Annotated in this window: 8 protein-coding genes, 4 tRNA genes and 3 rRNA genes; 2 read left to right on the top strand and 13 right to left on the bottom strand. The window is 52.8% G+C overall.

The annotated features are described in order from the left end of the window. Position 1 precedes the first annotated feature (1 nt). From ilvD to ilvL, 5 genes are all read right to left on the bottom strand, one after another. Positions 2 to 1,852, bottom strand: a complete 1,851-nt coding sequence (gene ilvD / locus RIN69_RS21460) for a dihydroxy-acid dehydratase (RefSeq protein ID WP_313854449.1) — start codon at positions 1,850 to 1,852, stop codon at positions 2 to 4. Between the two features lie 65 nt (positions 1,853 to 1,917). After that, the gene (gene ilvE, locus RIN69_RS21465; RefSeq protein WP_313854451.1) at positions 1,918 to 2,847 is read right to left on the bottom strand and encodes a branched-chain-amino-acid transaminase; all 930 of its coding nucleotides are present in this window, start codon (positions 2,845 to 2,847) and stop codon (positions 1,918 to 1,920) included. A gap of 18 nt (positions 2,848 to 2,865) precedes the next feature. After that, positions 2,866 to 3,123, bottom strand: a complete 258-nt coding sequence (gene ilvM, locus RIN69_RS21470; protein ID WP_313854453.1) for an acetolactate synthase 2 small subunit — start codon at positions 3,121 to 3,123, stop codon at positions 2,866 to 2,868. Continuing rightward, positions 3,120 to 4,766 (bottom strand): acetolactate synthase 2 catalytic subunit, encoded by a 1,647-nt coding sequence (gene ilvG, locus RIN69_RS21475; RefSeq protein WP_313854455.1) that lies wholly within the window; start codon positions 4,764 to 4,766, stop codon positions 3,120 to 3,122. The genes ilvM and ilvG overlap by 4 nt, the downstream gene beginning before the upstream one ends. 150 nt (positions 4,767 to 4,916) lie before the next feature. After that, entirely contained in the window at positions 4,917 to 5,015 is a 99-nt protein-coding gene (ilvL, locus tag RIN69_RS21480) for an ilv operon leader peptide (protein ID WP_072133251.1), read from the bottom strand. A gap of 333 nt (positions 5,016 to 5,348) precedes the next feature. Between ilvL and RIN69_RS21485 the strand changes: the two genes are divergently transcribed. Further along, complete coding sequence (locus RIN69_RS21485) at positions 5,349 to 6,872, top strand: YifB family Mg chelatase-like AAA ATPase (RefSeq protein WP_313854458.1); 1,524 nt, start codon at positions 5,349 to 5,351, stop codon at positions 6,870 to 6,872. Between the two features lie 27 nt (positions 6,873 to 6,899). On the opposite strand, the gene RIN69_RS21490 is transcribed toward RIN69_RS21485, so the two are convergent. Further along, a complete protein-coding gene (locus RIN69_RS21490) occupies positions 6,900 to 7,238 on the bottom strand; it encodes a DUF413 domain-containing protein (protein WP_052900516.1) in 339 nt (112 codons plus the stop codon). Between the two features lie 122 nt (positions 7,239 to 7,360). Between RIN69_RS21490 and hdfR the strand changes: the two genes are divergently transcribed. Next, positions 7,361 to 8,182, top strand: coding sequence for an HTH-type transcriptional regulator HdfR (gene hdfR, locus RIN69_RS21495; protein WP_313854460.1), 822 nt, complete (start codon positions 7,361 to 7,363; stop codon positions 8,180 to 8,182). Positions 8,183 to 8,348: 166 nt separating this feature from the next. Here hdfR and RIN69_RS21500 read toward each other — a convergent pair. The 7 genes from RIN69_RS21500 to RIN69_RS21530 form a co-directional block, all read right to left on the bottom strand. Next, a tRNA-Trp gene (locus RIN69_RS21500) sits at positions 8,349 to 8,424 on the bottom strand. A gap of 7 nt (positions 8,425 to 8,431) precedes the next feature. Continuing rightward, a tRNA-Asp gene (locus tag RIN69_RS21505) sits at positions 8,432 to 8,508 on the bottom strand. 86 nt (positions 8,509 to 8,594) lie between these two features. Continuing rightward, positions 8,595 to 8,710: ribosomal RNA gene (gene rrf / locus RIN69_RS21510) — 5S ribosomal RNA — on the bottom strand. Between the two features lie 113 nt (positions 8,711 to 8,823). Then, positions 8,824 to 11,732, bottom strand: a 23S ribosomal RNA gene (locus RIN69_RS21515). A gap of 195 nt (positions 11,733 to 11,927) precedes the next feature. After that, positions 11,928 to 12,003 (bottom strand) — tRNA-Ala (locus RIN69_RS21520). A gap of 151 nt (positions 12,004 to 12,154) precedes the next feature. Further along, positions 12,155 to 12,231: transfer RNA gene (locus RIN69_RS21525), tRNA-Ile, on the bottom strand. 74 nt (positions 12,232 to 12,305) lie between these two features. Continuing rightward, a 16S ribosomal RNA gene (locus tag RIN69_RS21530) occupies positions 12,306 to 13,848 on the bottom strand. Together the 16S, 23S and 5S rRNA genes with 4 tRNA genes alongside form the textbook arrangement of a ribosomal RNA operon. Positions 13,849 to 13,984 lie beyond the last annotated feature (136 nt).

Consider the following 13,984-nt stretch of genomic DNA (forward strand, 5'->3'; position numbering starts at 1 on the left):
TTTAGCCTCCCAGCTTGCTCTTATCGCGGATCGCGCCTTTGTCGGCACTGGTCGCCAGCAACGCGTAAGCACGCAGTGCAAGAGAGACCTGACGTACACGACCGTGCGGCGTGTAAGCTTCGGCACCGCGTGCCTCTTCTTCTTCACGACGCGCGTGCAGTTCGTTATCCGGCACATCCAGCTTAATGCCGCGATTCGGGATATCGATATCGATGATGTCACCGTCTTTCACCAGCGCAATTACACCGCCCGCTGCGGCTTCCGGTGAGGCATGACCGATAGAGAGACCGGAAGTACCGCCGGAGAAACGGCCGTCGGTGATCAGCGCACAGCTTTTGCCGAGGCCCATCGATTTCAGATAAGTGGTCGGATAGAGCATTTCCTGCATGCCCGGCCCGCCTTTTGGCCCTTCGTAGCGAATCACCACCACGTCGCCTGCAACCACCTTGCCACCGAGAATCGCTTCAACCGCGTCATCCTGTGACTCATAAACTTTCGCCGGGCCGCGGAAAACATGGCTCTCTTTCTCGACGCCTGCGGTTTTCACGATGCAGCCGTCCTGCGCGATGTTGCCGTACAGCACCGCTAAGCCGCCATCCTGACTGAAAGCAAATTCACGCGAACGGATACAGCCTTCCTGACGATCGTCATCCAGCGTGTCCCAACGGCAATCCTGCGAGAATGCCTGCGTGGTGCGGATGCCTGCCGGACCGGCGCGGAACATCTTCTTCACCGCTTCGTCTTTAGTCAGCATAATGTCGTACTGTTCCAGCGTCTGTTTCAGGTTCAGACCCAGCACGTTACGCACGTCGTTATTCATCAGTCCGGCGCGATCCAACTCACCGAGAATACCGAGCACGCCACCGGCGCGATGGACATCTTCCATATGGTATTTCGGCGTGCTTGGCGCCACTTTACACAGATGCGGCACCAGGCGAGACAGGCGATCGATATCACTCATATCGAACTCAATCTCGCCTTCCTGCGCAGCAGCCAGCAGATGCAGTACGGTATTGGTAGAACCGCCCATGGCAATATCCAGCGTCATCGCGTTCTCGAATGCCGCTTTACTGGCGATGCTACGTGGCAAGGCACTTTCGTCGTCCTGTTCGTAGTAGCGTTTTGCCAGATCAACGATACGTTTACCGGCATTAAGGAACAGCTGTTTACGGTCGGCGTGAGTCGCCAGCAGTGAACCATTACCCGGCTGCGACAGACCCAGCGCCTCGGTCAGACAGTTCATTGAGTTAGCGGTAAACATGCCGGAACAGGAACCACAGGTTGGACAGGCAGAACGTTCAATCTGATCGCTGTCAGCGTCGCTGACGTTCGGGTTTGCGCCCTGAATCATGGCGTCAACCAGATCCAGCTTGATGATTTTATCGGACAGCTTGGTCTTACCGGCTTCCATCGGACCGCCGGAGACAAAGATGACAGGAATGTTCAGACGCAGCGCGGCCATCAACATTCCTGGGGTGATTTTGTCGCAGTTGGAAATACACACCATTGCATCGGCGCAGTGGGCATTAACCATATATTCCACTGAGTCAGCAATCAACTCACGAGACGGCAGTGAATACAGCATGCCACCATGACCCATGGCGATTCCGTCATCGACTGCAATGGTGTTGAACTCTTTTGCCACACCACCAGACGCTTCAATCTGCTCGGCGACCAGCTTGCCCAGATCGCGCAGGTGCACATGGCCGGGTACGAATTGGGTGAATGAGTTAACAACCGCGATGATCGGCTTACCAAAATCATCATCAGTCATTCCGGTAGCGCGCCACAAGGCACGGGCACCCGCCATATTACGGCCGTGGGTGGTGGTGGCGGAACGGTACTTAGGCATGCTCTATTTACTCCAGTCTGAATAAGTTGCGAGCGGACAATAATCCGCTCGCCGAATCGTTATACTTATGGGTTTACCTGATCCAGCCAGCCCCATTTGTCTTCCGTTTCACCGGTAAACAGGCCGAAGAATGCTTGTTGAATACGCTTGGTGACAGGACCACATTTGCCCTCGCCGACCTTGATGCCGTCAACGCTGCGCACCGGGGTGATTTCCGCTGCGGTACCGGACATAAAGACTTCGTCTGCCAGATACAGGGATTCACGCGACAGGACCTGTTCACGCACTTCGATACCCATATCTTTGGCTAATTTGATGATGGCATCACGGGTAATGCCTGGCAGTGCTGAAGAGGTAAACGGCGGCGTAAACAGGATGCCATCTTTCACTTCAAACAGGTTTTCGCCTGCACCTTCAGAGATGTAGCCCTGAGTATCCAGTGCAATACCTTCCTGATAACCGTGACGACGCGCTTCGCTGCCAACCAGCAGTGAAGAGAGGTAGTTACCACCGGCTTTCGCTGCGGTTGGCAGAGTGTTTGGTGCGACGCGATTCCAGGAAGAAACCATGGCGTCGATGCCCTGCTCCAGCGCTTCAGCACCGAGGTAGGCACCCCAAGGGAAGGCAGCGATGATCACATCAGTGTTATAACCGTCTGGCGGGTTAACGCCCAGACCAACATCACCAACAAATACCAGCGGACGAATGTAAGCACTTTTCAGGTTGTTTTTGCGCAGAACTTCGCGGCACGCTTCCATCAGCTCATCGACGCTCTGGCTGACCGGGAAACGATAAATTTTGGCAGAATCATGCAGGCGCTGCATATGTTCACGATGGCGGAAAACTACCGGGCCTTTGTGCGAGTCGTAGCAACGGACGCCTTCGAATACTGAGGTGCCGTAGTGCAGTGCGTGGGACATTACGCTGACCTTAGCGTCTTCCCATTTAACCATCTCGCCATTGAACCAGATAAAGTCTGCTTTCTTCGTCGTCATTCTTATTTCCTTTCGCGACTACGCGCGGATTTGTTGTGTTGTCTGTTGTTGAATCTGAACGCAGGCAACGTCCATTAATTTACTCAGCTGCACTGACAGTAAATCGATGGAGCGCTGGCTGGCAACGGTCATTTCAATATTAATATTGCTCACATTGCTCGACGAAGCCATGTTCATAGAACAAACCTGGAATCCACGATGGCGAACAACGCGTAAAATACGCTCCAATATTTCAGGTCGGAAACGCGCTTCGATAGACAATTGATGCTGATTCATGAGATTTTCTCCATCATATTTGCGTTGCTGGCACCAGGCGGTACCAGTGGCCAGACGTTTTCATGCTCATCGATTGAAACATGCAGCATGTAAGGCCCTTCGCTATTCAGCAGAGCATCTAATGCAGCGTCGACCTGGTCTTTTCGGGTAATGCGCTGGCCTGGAATATCAAAGGCACGGGCCAGCATCAGGAAGTCGGGGTTGTCAGAGAGATTGGTTTCACTGTAGCGCTCAGAGAAGAACAGCTGCTGCCACTGTCGAACCATGCCTAAACGTTGATTATCCAGCAGGACGATTTTTACCGGCAGCTGTTTACGCTTGATGGTGCCCAGCTCCTGCACATTCATCATAAATGAACCGTCGCCGGATACGCAGATAACCGTGTCATCCGGGCGAGCCACCTGTGCACCGACCGCGGCAGGCAGGCCAAAACCCATCGTACCCAACCCACTGGAAGTAATGAAGTTCTCCGGGGCGCTAAAACTCATATGCTGAGCGCTCCACATCTGGTGCTGACCAACATCGGTAGTCACCACCGCACTGTCCGGCTTGCGGGCCGACAGCTGCTGTAAAAACAGCGGCGCATAGATTGCTTCACCCGGATGATCGTAACGCCAGCCGTGCTCAGCCTTCAGCGCCATCACATGTTCGCGCCAGGCAGCTATCTCTAATGGTTGGTACATCTCTGGCAGCAGCTGATTAAAATCACCCTGCAATGCGACATGCGCACGACGCAGCTTGTTCAGTTCTGCCGGATCGATATCCATATGGATAACACTGGCGTGTGGCGCGAAAGTATCCAGCTTACCGGTAACGCGGTCGTCAAAACGTGCGCCGATCGCAATCAGTAAGTCACACTCCTGAACCGCGAAGTTAGCCGCTTTGGTACCGTGCATCCCCAGCATGCCCAGGTAGCAGGCATCGTTTGCATCCGGTGCGCCAAGCCCCTTCAGCGTGGCAACGGTCGGGATCCCGGTCTCTTTAGCAAAGGCGCGCAGCGCCGGCACCGCTTGCGCCATACCCACGCCGCCACCCACATACAGCACCGGCTTTTTCGCCTGAGCCAGCATTGCACGCGCTTGCTGCAACTCGTTGACCGGATGCGCCAGCGGTTCCTCCACTGGCAGCAGATATGGCGTAAATTCGCCATTGGCCAGCTGAATATCTTTAGGAATATCGACCAGTACCGGGCCAGGACGGCCAGACTGAGCAATGGCAAAAGCTTCTGCCATTACTGAAGGCAGATCGTCGAGTGACTCAACCAGGAAACTATGTTTGGTGCATGACAGTGACAGGCCTAATACATCGATCTCCTGAAACGCATCGGTACCGATAAAAGCCGACGATACCTGGCCGGTGATGGCAACTACCGGCACGGAGTCCATCATCGCATCTGCCAGTCCGGTAATCAGGTTCGTCGCGCCCGGACCGGAAGTGGCGATACAGACGCCCACTTTACCGGTTGAGCGTGCATAGCCAATTGCTGCCATCGCGGCACCTTGCTCATGACGACACAGTAGGTGCTCGACGCCGCCATCATAGAGTGCATCGTACACCGGCATGATCGCGCCACCCGGATAGCCGAATACTGTTTCTACACCTTGCGCACGCAACGCCTGAACCACCCACTGAGCACCATTCATAGTTATTCCCCCGCCTCTCGCTGGGAACAACAGCATTTTATGCTACTGTTCATTCTTTATTCCTCTCGCATTCTCTGACATTGCGTCTGGTCGAAAAAAAACCCCCGGACCTTTCGGTGCGGGGGTTTTTTGTGAATTCAGACTTGATTTTTAAGCCTTTCTTTCTCCAAGCGAAGCCCCGCAAGGTGTGATAATAATCACCACCACGCTAATCACGACTAGGCTAATCACTCGTAGAAGGGCTTTCATTTTAGTTTCTATTTTTCGCTTGTTCGAAGTAATGCCTACAGAGTTATCACAGTTACCCAGTGAATGACAACTTTTTTCGGCGGAAATTTTTGCGCCGAGTGTTAGATAACTGAGTTAAGCGATTGTTATAACGTAAATAAACTGAACCCTGAAAAAAGTTCATCACACCGCTGGCGTGATAAAAACTTCAGCCGGCTTTGCGAAGCGTCGCCAGAATTTATTCAGCCATCTGTAACCGTCGACGATCATTTTCGACACACCACACATCATTCTGTTTTAGCCCTCGCCACTGCGAGATTCTCCGGACACACTGTTCGCTCACAAGGAGTGATTATGGCGATTGCGATTGTCTCAACGCGTGCGGCGCTGGGTGTTGAAGCACCGCTGGTTTCTGTCGAAGTACATCTAAGTAACGGTCTGCCCGCGCTATCTTTGGTCGGTTTACCCGAAACCACGGTAAAAGAAGCACGCGATCGCGTCAGAAGTGCGATTATTAACAGTGGATTTACCTTTCCAGCTAAACGCATCACCGTCAACCTGGCACCCGCCGACCTGCCAAAAGAGGGTGGCCGCTATGACCTGCCGATAGCCATCGCTATTCTTGCCGCCTCAGAGCAAATCCCTGACGATAAGTTGCCTGACTATGAATTCCTGGGAGAGTTAGCACTTAGCGGCGCACTACGAGGCGTACAGGGCGCTATTCCTGCGTCGATCGCTGCGCTGCATAGTGGTCGCCAGCTGATTCTGTCGCGGGATAATCAACAGGATGTCGGTTTAATCCAGCATGGCGAAAGTTTAGTTGCCAGCCATCTGCTGGAGGTGTGTAGTTTTTTGCATGGTCAGAGCAGCCTGGCGGTGGCCGTTGCCGATGCGTTGGCTGAAGCTGAAAATCCGCACGATCTCAATGAAATCATCGGTCAGCATCAGGCCAGGCGCGCTTTAGAAATTACGGCGGCAGGAGGCCACAATCTGCTGCTTATTGGCCCGCCCGGCACTGGCAAAACTATGCTGGCGACCCGACTGGTTGGATTGATGCCGCCATTAAGCGACCACGAAGCGCTGGAGTGTGCGGCAATTGCCAGCCTGGTTGGTAGCGGCACGATGCATAAACAATGGCGTCAGCGGCCGTTCCGGGCGCCTCATCACAGCTCCTCAATGTATGCGCTGGTCGGTGGCGGTTCGCTGCCGCGTCCGGGAGAAATTTCTCTTGCCCACAATGGCGTATTGTTTCTTGATGAGCTGCCGGAGTTTGAGCGACGGGCGTTGGATGCATTAAGAGAACCTATCGAGTCCGGGGAGATTTCGATTTCACGCGCACGCGCTAAAGTGACCTACCCGGCACGTTTTCAGCTGGTTGCCGCCATGAATCCCAGCCCTTCCGGCCATTATCAGGGCATGCACAGCCGCAGTTCACCGCAGCAAACTTTGCGCTATCTCAGTCGCTTGTCAGGTCCATTTCTTGACCGATTTGATCTGTCGCTGGAAGTACCATTACTGCCTTCGGGAATGTTAAGCAGCCGCGAACGGTGTTGTAGTGAGTCTACAGAGACGGTCAGACAGCGAGTGTTAACAGTCCGGAAGCGACAGCTGTCTCGCGCAGGGAAAAGCAATGCCATGCTAAGCAATAGTGAGATACAGCAATGGTGTGTAATTTCTCAGCAGGACGCTGAATGGCTGGAGTCGGTACTGATAAAACTGGGGCTTTCAGTCAGAGCATGGCAACGTATTGTTAAAGTTGCACGCACTATTGCTGACCTGGCGGGTGAGGAAGAGATACAGCGTGCGCATCTGCATGAAGCTCTTAGCTATCGCGCTATCGACCGCTTACTGATTCATTTGCATAAAAGTCTGGAATGAAAAATGGGGCTTTTGGCCCCATTTATTTTAATCGTCGCTGTCAGAGTAGTCTTCAACACCTTCCATCTGCGGTTTACCGCCTGAAAGGGTATGAAAGCGTTTCGGACGCTTGATGCGTGTCATATACTTTGACCAGACGCGTTCCGCTTCCGTTTGCGGTTCACGAACACCACGACACACTTCGATAAACAGACGCTCTTCTTCCGTAACCGGTTCGCGCTTTGCCAGATCCAGCTCATTGAACGCATAACCGTGACGTTCAAGAAGTTGCGCTTCCTTGATGGTGAAATCACCGTGACGAGAGAATCCTCGTGGATAATGTTTGTTATCAAAAAAACGATTAGTTGTTGCGAAGCTTTCCGCCATTTTACACGCTCCTAACTCTTTATATGGCCGTGCTATTTATGGCGCGGAGTATTAGATAGGCTTGACAGAGTGTAAAACAAAACATTTAAATCATTACGACAAATGATTTTTGGGAGATAACTGTGGATACGGAATTACTTAAAACCTTTCTTGAGGTGAGCAGAACTCGCCACTTTGGGCGTGCGGCTGAAGCACTTTATCTCACGCAGTCTGCGGTCAGTTTCCGTATCAGACAGTTGGAAAATCAGTTAGGGGTGAATCTCTTTACCCGCCATCGCAATAATATTCGTCTGACCTCAGCCGGAGAGCGTTTACTGCCCTACGCCGAGAGTCTGATGAGTACCTGGATGATGGCAAAAAAGGAGGTATCGCACACTCAGCAGCATCACGAGCTGTCGATAGGTGCCAGCGCTTCATTGTGGGAAGCCTATCTGACACCGTGGCTACAATCGCTGTATGAGAATCAACAGAACCTGCATCTTGAAGCGCGAATCGCTCAGCGTCATCTGTTGGTGAAGCAACTACATGAGCGTCAGCTTGATCTGCTTATCACCACTGAAGCACCGAAAATGGATGAGCTGACCAGCCAGCAAATTGGTCATATTTCTTTGACGCTATTCCGCTCACGACAGAGCGAAAAACGAGAAAAGTATGATTACATTAAGCTGGAATGGGGTGCGGATTTTCATCAGCATGGGAGCTATCTGGCTGGGGCCGATGACGTGCCGGTTCTCACTACCACCTCAGCACATTTAACCCGGCAATTGCTGCATACAACCGGAGCCTGCGCATTTTTGCCAGACGTTTGGCACAGTTTTTATCCCGATCTGCTGGTCATTCCAGACACACCAGTTGTGGTACGCCCTTTGTATGGAGTCTGGTTGCAGAACAGCGATCAACAGTCTCATATCCGTCAGCTGTTAAAATTTCCGGTCATTAAATAAGCCATAAGTTTAAAAAGCGAGCAGAGAAAATCAGGGTTGGCCATGGCTGGCCCAGTTGATTGCTGTTATTTGCAGCGAAAAGAAGTAAGAGGTGAGTAAGAGGTGAGCTTGCGTGGCAAATTGCAGACAAAAAAAATCCTTTGCCGAAGCAAAGGATTATTTTTTATGGCAGGGGCGGAGAGACTCGAACTCCCAACACCCGGTTTTGGAGACCGGTGCTCTACCAATTGAACTACGCCCCTAAAAGGGTGGCGGAACGGACGGGGCTCGAACCCGCGACCCCCTGCGTGACAGGCAGGTATTCTAACCAACTGAACTACCGCTCCACCGATTCTGTACTGATTCCAGACTTATCGTCTGACTTCAGGTGTTTCTCTCACTTCCGCGTCACGGGAAATGGTACTAATTTGATGCCTGGCAGTTCCCTACTCTCGCATGGGGAGACCCCACACTACCATCGGCGCTACGGCGTTTCACTTCTGAGTTCGGCATGGGGTCAGGTGGGACCACCGCGCTAAAGCCGCCAGGCAAATTCTGTTATCCGCGCCGCCCCTGCAGGCCACGCGAATCAATCCGTTTCGAACAAGCTGAATATTGATGGTTCTCTCACTTCACAACCACCAAAACACTTCTGGCGTTGTAAGGTTAAGCCTCACGGGTCATTAGTACCGGTTAGCTCAACGCATCGCTGCGCTTACACACCCGGCCTATCAACGTCGTAGTCTTCAACGTCCCTTCAGGACCCTCAAGGAGTCAGGGAGAATTCATCTCGAGGCAAGTTTCGCGCTTAGATGCTTTCAGCGCTTATCTTTTCCGCATTTAGCTACCGGGCAATGCCATTGGCATGACAACCCGAACACCAGTGATGCGTCCACTCCGGTCCTCTCGTACTAGGAGCAGCCCCTCTCAATTCTCCAGCGCCCACGGCAGATAGGGACCGAACTGTCTCACGACGTTCTAAACCCAGCTCGCGTACCACTTTAAACGGCGAACAGCCGTACCCTTGGGACCTACTTCAGCCCCAGGATGTGATGAGCCGACATCGAGGTGCCAAACACCGCCGTCGATATGAACTCTTGGGCGGTATCAGCCTGTTATCCCCGGAGTACCTTTTATCCGTTGAGCGATGGCCCTTCCATTCAGAACCACCGGATCACTATGACCTGCTTTCGCACCTGCTCGAGCCGTCACTCTCGCAGTCAAGCCAGCTTATGCCATTGCACTAACCTCACGATGTCCGACCGTGATTAGCTGACCTTCGTGCTCCTCCGTTACTCTTTAGGAGGAGACCGCCCCAGTCAAACTACCCACCAGACACTGTCCCCACGCCGGATTACGGCGCCAGGTTAGAACATCAAACATTAAAGGGTGGTATTTCAAGGTTGGCTCCACGCAGACTGGCGTCCACGCTTCAAAGCCTCCCACCTATCCTACACATCAAGGCTCAATGTTCAGTGTCAAGCTGTAGTAAAGGTTCACGGGGTCTTTCCGTCTTGCCGCGGGTACACTGCATCTTCACAGCGAGTTCAATTTCACTGAGTCTCGGGTGGAGACAGCCTGGCCATCATTACGCCATTCGTGCAGGTCGGAACTTACCCGACAAGGAATTTCGCTACCTTAGGACCGTTATAGTTACGGCCGCCGTTTACCGGGGCTTCGATCAAGAGCTTCTCCTTGCGGATAACCCCATCAATTAACCTTCCGGCACCGGGCAGGCGTCACACCGTATACGTCCACTTTCGTGTTTGCACAGTGCTGTGTTTTTAATAAACAGTTGCAGCCAGCTGGTATCTTCGACTGGCTTCAGCTCCGGGAGCAAGTCCCTTCACCTACGCGCCAGCGTGCCTTCTCCCGAAGTTACGGCACCATTTTGCCTAGTTCCTTCACCCGAGTTCTCTCAAGCGCCTTGGTATTCTCTACCTGACCACCTGTGTCGGTTTGGGGTACGATTTCGTGTTACCTGGAGCTTAGAGGCTTTTCCTGGAAGCATGGCATCAGTTACTTCACCACCGTGGTGGCTCGTCATCACGCCTCAGCCTTAAAGCATTCCGGATTTGCCTGGAATGCAAGCCTACACGCTTAAACCGGGACAACCGTCGCCCGGATAACCTAGCCTTCTCCGTCCCCCCTTCGCAGTAACACCAAGTACAGGAATATTAACCTGTTTCCCATCGACTACGCTTTTCAGCCTCGCCTTAGGGGTCGACTCACCCTGCCCCGATTAACGTTGGACAGGAACCCTTGGTCTTCCGGCGAGCGGGCTTTTCACCCGCTTTATCGTTACTTATGTCAGCATTCGCACTTCTGATACCTCCAGCAGACCTCACAGTCCACCTTCGACGGCTTACAGAACGCTCCCCTACCCAACAACACATAGTGTCGCTGCCGCAGCTTCGGTGCATGGTTTAGCCCCGTTACATCTTCCGCGCAGGCCGACTCGACCAGTGAGCTATTACGCTTTCTTTAAATGATGGCTGCTTCTAAGCCAACATCCTGGCTGTCTGTGCCTTCCCACATCGTTTCCCACTTAACCATGACTTTGGGACCTTAGCTGGCGGTCTGGGTTGTTTCCCTCTTCACGACGGACGTTAGCACCCGCCGTGTGTCTCCCGTGATAACATTCTCCGGTATTCGCAGTTTGCATCGGGTTGGTAAGCCGGGATGGCCCCCTAGCCGAAACAGTGCTCTACCCCCGGAGATGAGTTCACGAGGCGCTACCTAAATAGCTTTCGGGGAGAACCAGCTATCTCCCGGTTTGATTGGCCTTTCACCCCCAGCCACAAGTCATCCGCTAATTTTTCAACATTAGTCGGTTCGGTCCTCCAGTTAGTGTTACCCAACCTTCAACCTGCCCATGGCTAGATCACCGGGTTTCGGGTCTATACCCTGCAACTTAACGCCCAGTTAAGACTCGGTTTCCCTGCGGCTCCCCTATACGGTTAACCTTGCTACAGAATATAAGTCGCTGACCCATTATACAAAAGGTACGCAGTCACCCTGATAAATCAAGGCTCCCACTGCTTGTACGTACACGGTTTCAGGTTCTGTTTCACTCCCCTCGCCGGGGTTCTTTTCGCCTTTCCCTCACGGTACTGGTTCACTATCGGTCAGTCAGGAGTATTTAGCCTTGGAGGATGGTCCCCCCATATTCAGACAGGATGTCACGTGTCCCGCCCTACTCATCGAACTCACAGCAAGTGCAGCTTCGTGTACGGGGCTATCACCCTGTATCGCGCCACTTTCCAGAGGCTTCCACTGCTGCACAAACTGATTCAGGTTCTGGGCTGTTCCCCGTTCGCTCGCCGCTACTGGGGGAATCTCGGTTGATTTCTTTTCCTCTGGGTACTTAGATGTTTCAGTTCCCCAGGTTCGCCTCATTAAGCTATGTATTCACTTAATGATAATGCAACGAATTGCATTGGGTTTCCCCATTCGGGTATCGACGGTTGTAGCGCCTCATATCGGCTTACCGTCGCTTATCGCAGATTAGCACGCCCTTCATCGCCTCTGACTGCCAGGGCATCCACCGTGTACGCTTAGTCGCTTAACCTCACAACCCACAAGTGTTTCCACTGCGGTTGTAAGCATTTGAGAGACTCGAACACATCGCGATTCATTTCTTATTACGGAGAAATGAGACGACGCGTCGTTTCAATTTTCAGCTTGTTCCGGATTGTTAAAGAGCATAATACTTCGCAGCACACCGTTGCCGGTTTGCTCTGAAGTATTTTTTGAGTAAACAGTATGGTGGAGCTAAGCGGGATCGAACCGCTGACCTCCTGCGTGCAAGGCAGGCGCTCTCCCAGCTGAGCTATAGCCCCATACAGTTACTGCAGAGACCATCTACTACCACTCACCAGGAGTCACACTCGTTAAAAACACGAATGCTAATTTGTGCTCAGGCAAGGCGTGAGGTTGCGACGCATAGTTCACTATGCGAGCCAGCCGAACAACGCAGCATGAGTACAAATTTGGTAGGCCTGAGTGGACTTGAACCACCGACCTCACCCTTATCAGGGGTGCGCTCTAACCACCTGAGCTACAAGCCTGTAGAGGTTTTTTCTGCTCGTTACTTTTTCATCAGACAATCTGTGTGGGCACTACGCGGGTATCTTCACATAGGTAAGGAGGTGATCCAACCGCAGGTTCCCCTACGGTTACCTTGTTACGACTTCACCCCAGTCATGAATCACAAAGTGGTAAGCGCCCTCCCGAAGGTTAAGCTACCTACTTCTTTTGCAACCCACTCCCATGGTGTGACGGGCGGTGTGTACAAGGCCCGGGAACGTATTCACCGTAGCATTCTGATCTACGATTACTAGCGATTCCGACTTCACGGAGTCGAGTTGCAGACTCCGATCCGGACTACGACGCACTTTATGAGGTCCGCTTGCTCTCGCGAGGTCGCTTCTCTTTGTATGCGCCATTGTAGCACGTGTGTAGCCCTGGCCGTAAGGGCCATGATGACTTGACGTCATCCCCACCTTCCTCCGGTTTATCACCGGCAGTCTCCTTTGAGTTCCCGACATTACTCGCTGGCAACAAAGGATAAGGGTTGCGCTCGTTGCGGGACTTAACCCAACATTTCACAACACGAGCTGACGACAGCCATGCAGCACCTGTCTCACGGTTCCCGAAGGCACTAAGGCATCTCTGCCGAATTCCGTGGATGTCAAGGCCAGGTAAGGTTCTTCGCGTTGCATCGAATTAAACCACATGCTCCACCGCTTGTGCGGGCCCCCGTCAATTCATTTGAGTTTTAACCTTGCGGCCGTACTCCCCAGGCGGTCGACTTAACGCGTTAGCTCCGGAAGCCACGCCTCAAGGGCACAACCTCCAAGTCGACATCGTTTACGGCGTGGACTACCAGGGTATCTAATCCTGTTTGCTCCCCACGCTTTCGCACCTGAGCGTCAGTCTTCGTCCAGGGGGCCGCCTTCGCCACCGGTATTCCTCCAGATCTCTACGCATTTCACCGCTACACCTGGAATTCTACCCCCCTCTACGAGACTCAAGCTTGCCAGTTTCAAATGCAGTTCCCAGGTTGAGCCCGGGGATTTCACATCTGACTTAACAAACCGCCTGCGTGCGCTTTACGCCCAGTAATTCCGATTAACGCTTGCACCCTCCGTATTACCGCGGCTGCTGGCACGGAGTTAGCCGGTGCTTCTTCTGCGGGTAACGTCAATGACGAAGGTTATTAACCCTCATCCCTTCCTCCCCGCTGAAAGTACTTTACAACCCGAAGGCCTTCTTCATACACGCGGCATGGCTGCATCAGGCTTGCGCCCATTGTGCAATATTCCCCACTGCTGCCTCCCGTAGGAGTCTGGACCGTGTCTCAGTTCCAGTGTGGCTGGTCATCCTCTCAGACCAGCTAGGGATCGTCGCCTAGGTGAGCCGTTACCCCACCTACTAGCTAATCCCATCTGGGTTCATCCGATGGTGTGAGGCCCGAAGGTCCCCCACTTTGGTCTTGCGACGTTATGCGGTATTAGCTACCGTTTCCAGTAGTTATCCCCCTCCATCGGGCAGATCCCCAGACATTACTCACCCGTCCGCCACTCGTCACCCAGGGAGCAAGCTCCCCTGTGCTACCGTTCGACTTGCATGTGTTAGGCCTGCCGCCAGCGTTCAATCTGAGCCATGATCAAACTCTTCAATTAAAAAGCTTGATGCTCAAAGAATTAAAACTGTTATTCGTAATGAATATAGTAGTCACTCTTGAGACTTGATATTTCAAATTTTTTCCATCCGAGGATGGTTTGCGATATCAACCCTGCGAGTGCCCACACAGATTGT

The organism is Winslowiella toletana (assembly GCF_032164335.1).
GTDB classification, from domain to species: domain Bacteria; phylum Pseudomonadota; class Gammaproteobacteria; order Enterobacterales; family Enterobacteriaceae; genus Erwinia; species Erwinia toletana_A.

Bases quoted from the DNA above. Each gene is read 5' to 3' on its own strand.
- RIN69_RS21485 (WP_313854458.1), top strand. From the start codon at position 5,349: ATGGCGATTGCGATTGTCTCAACGCGTGCGGCGCTGGGTGTTGAAGCA.
- ilvG (WP_313854455.1), bottom strand. From the start codon at position 4,766: ATGAATGGTGCTCAGTGGGTGGTTCAGGCGTTGCGTGCGCAAGGTGTA.
- ilvD (WP_313854449.1), bottom strand. From the start codon at position 1,852: ATGCCTAAGTACCGTTCCGCCACCACCACCCACGGCCGTAATATGGCG.
- ilvE (WP_313854451.1), bottom strand. From the start codon at position 2,847: ATGACGACGAAGAAAGCAGACTTTATCTGGTTCAATGGCGAGATGGTT.
- RIN69_RS21490 (WP_052900516.1), bottom strand. From the start codon at position 7,238: ATGGCGGAAAGCTTCGCAACAACTAATCGTTTTTTTGATAACAAACAT.
- ilvM (WP_313854453.1), bottom strand. From the start codon at position 3,123: ATGAATCAGCATCAATTGTCTATCGAAGCGCGTTTCCGACCTGAAATA.
- ilvL (WP_072133251.1), bottom strand. From the start codon at position 5,015: ATGAAAGCCCTTCTACGAGTGATTAGCCTAGTCGTGATTAGCGTGGTG.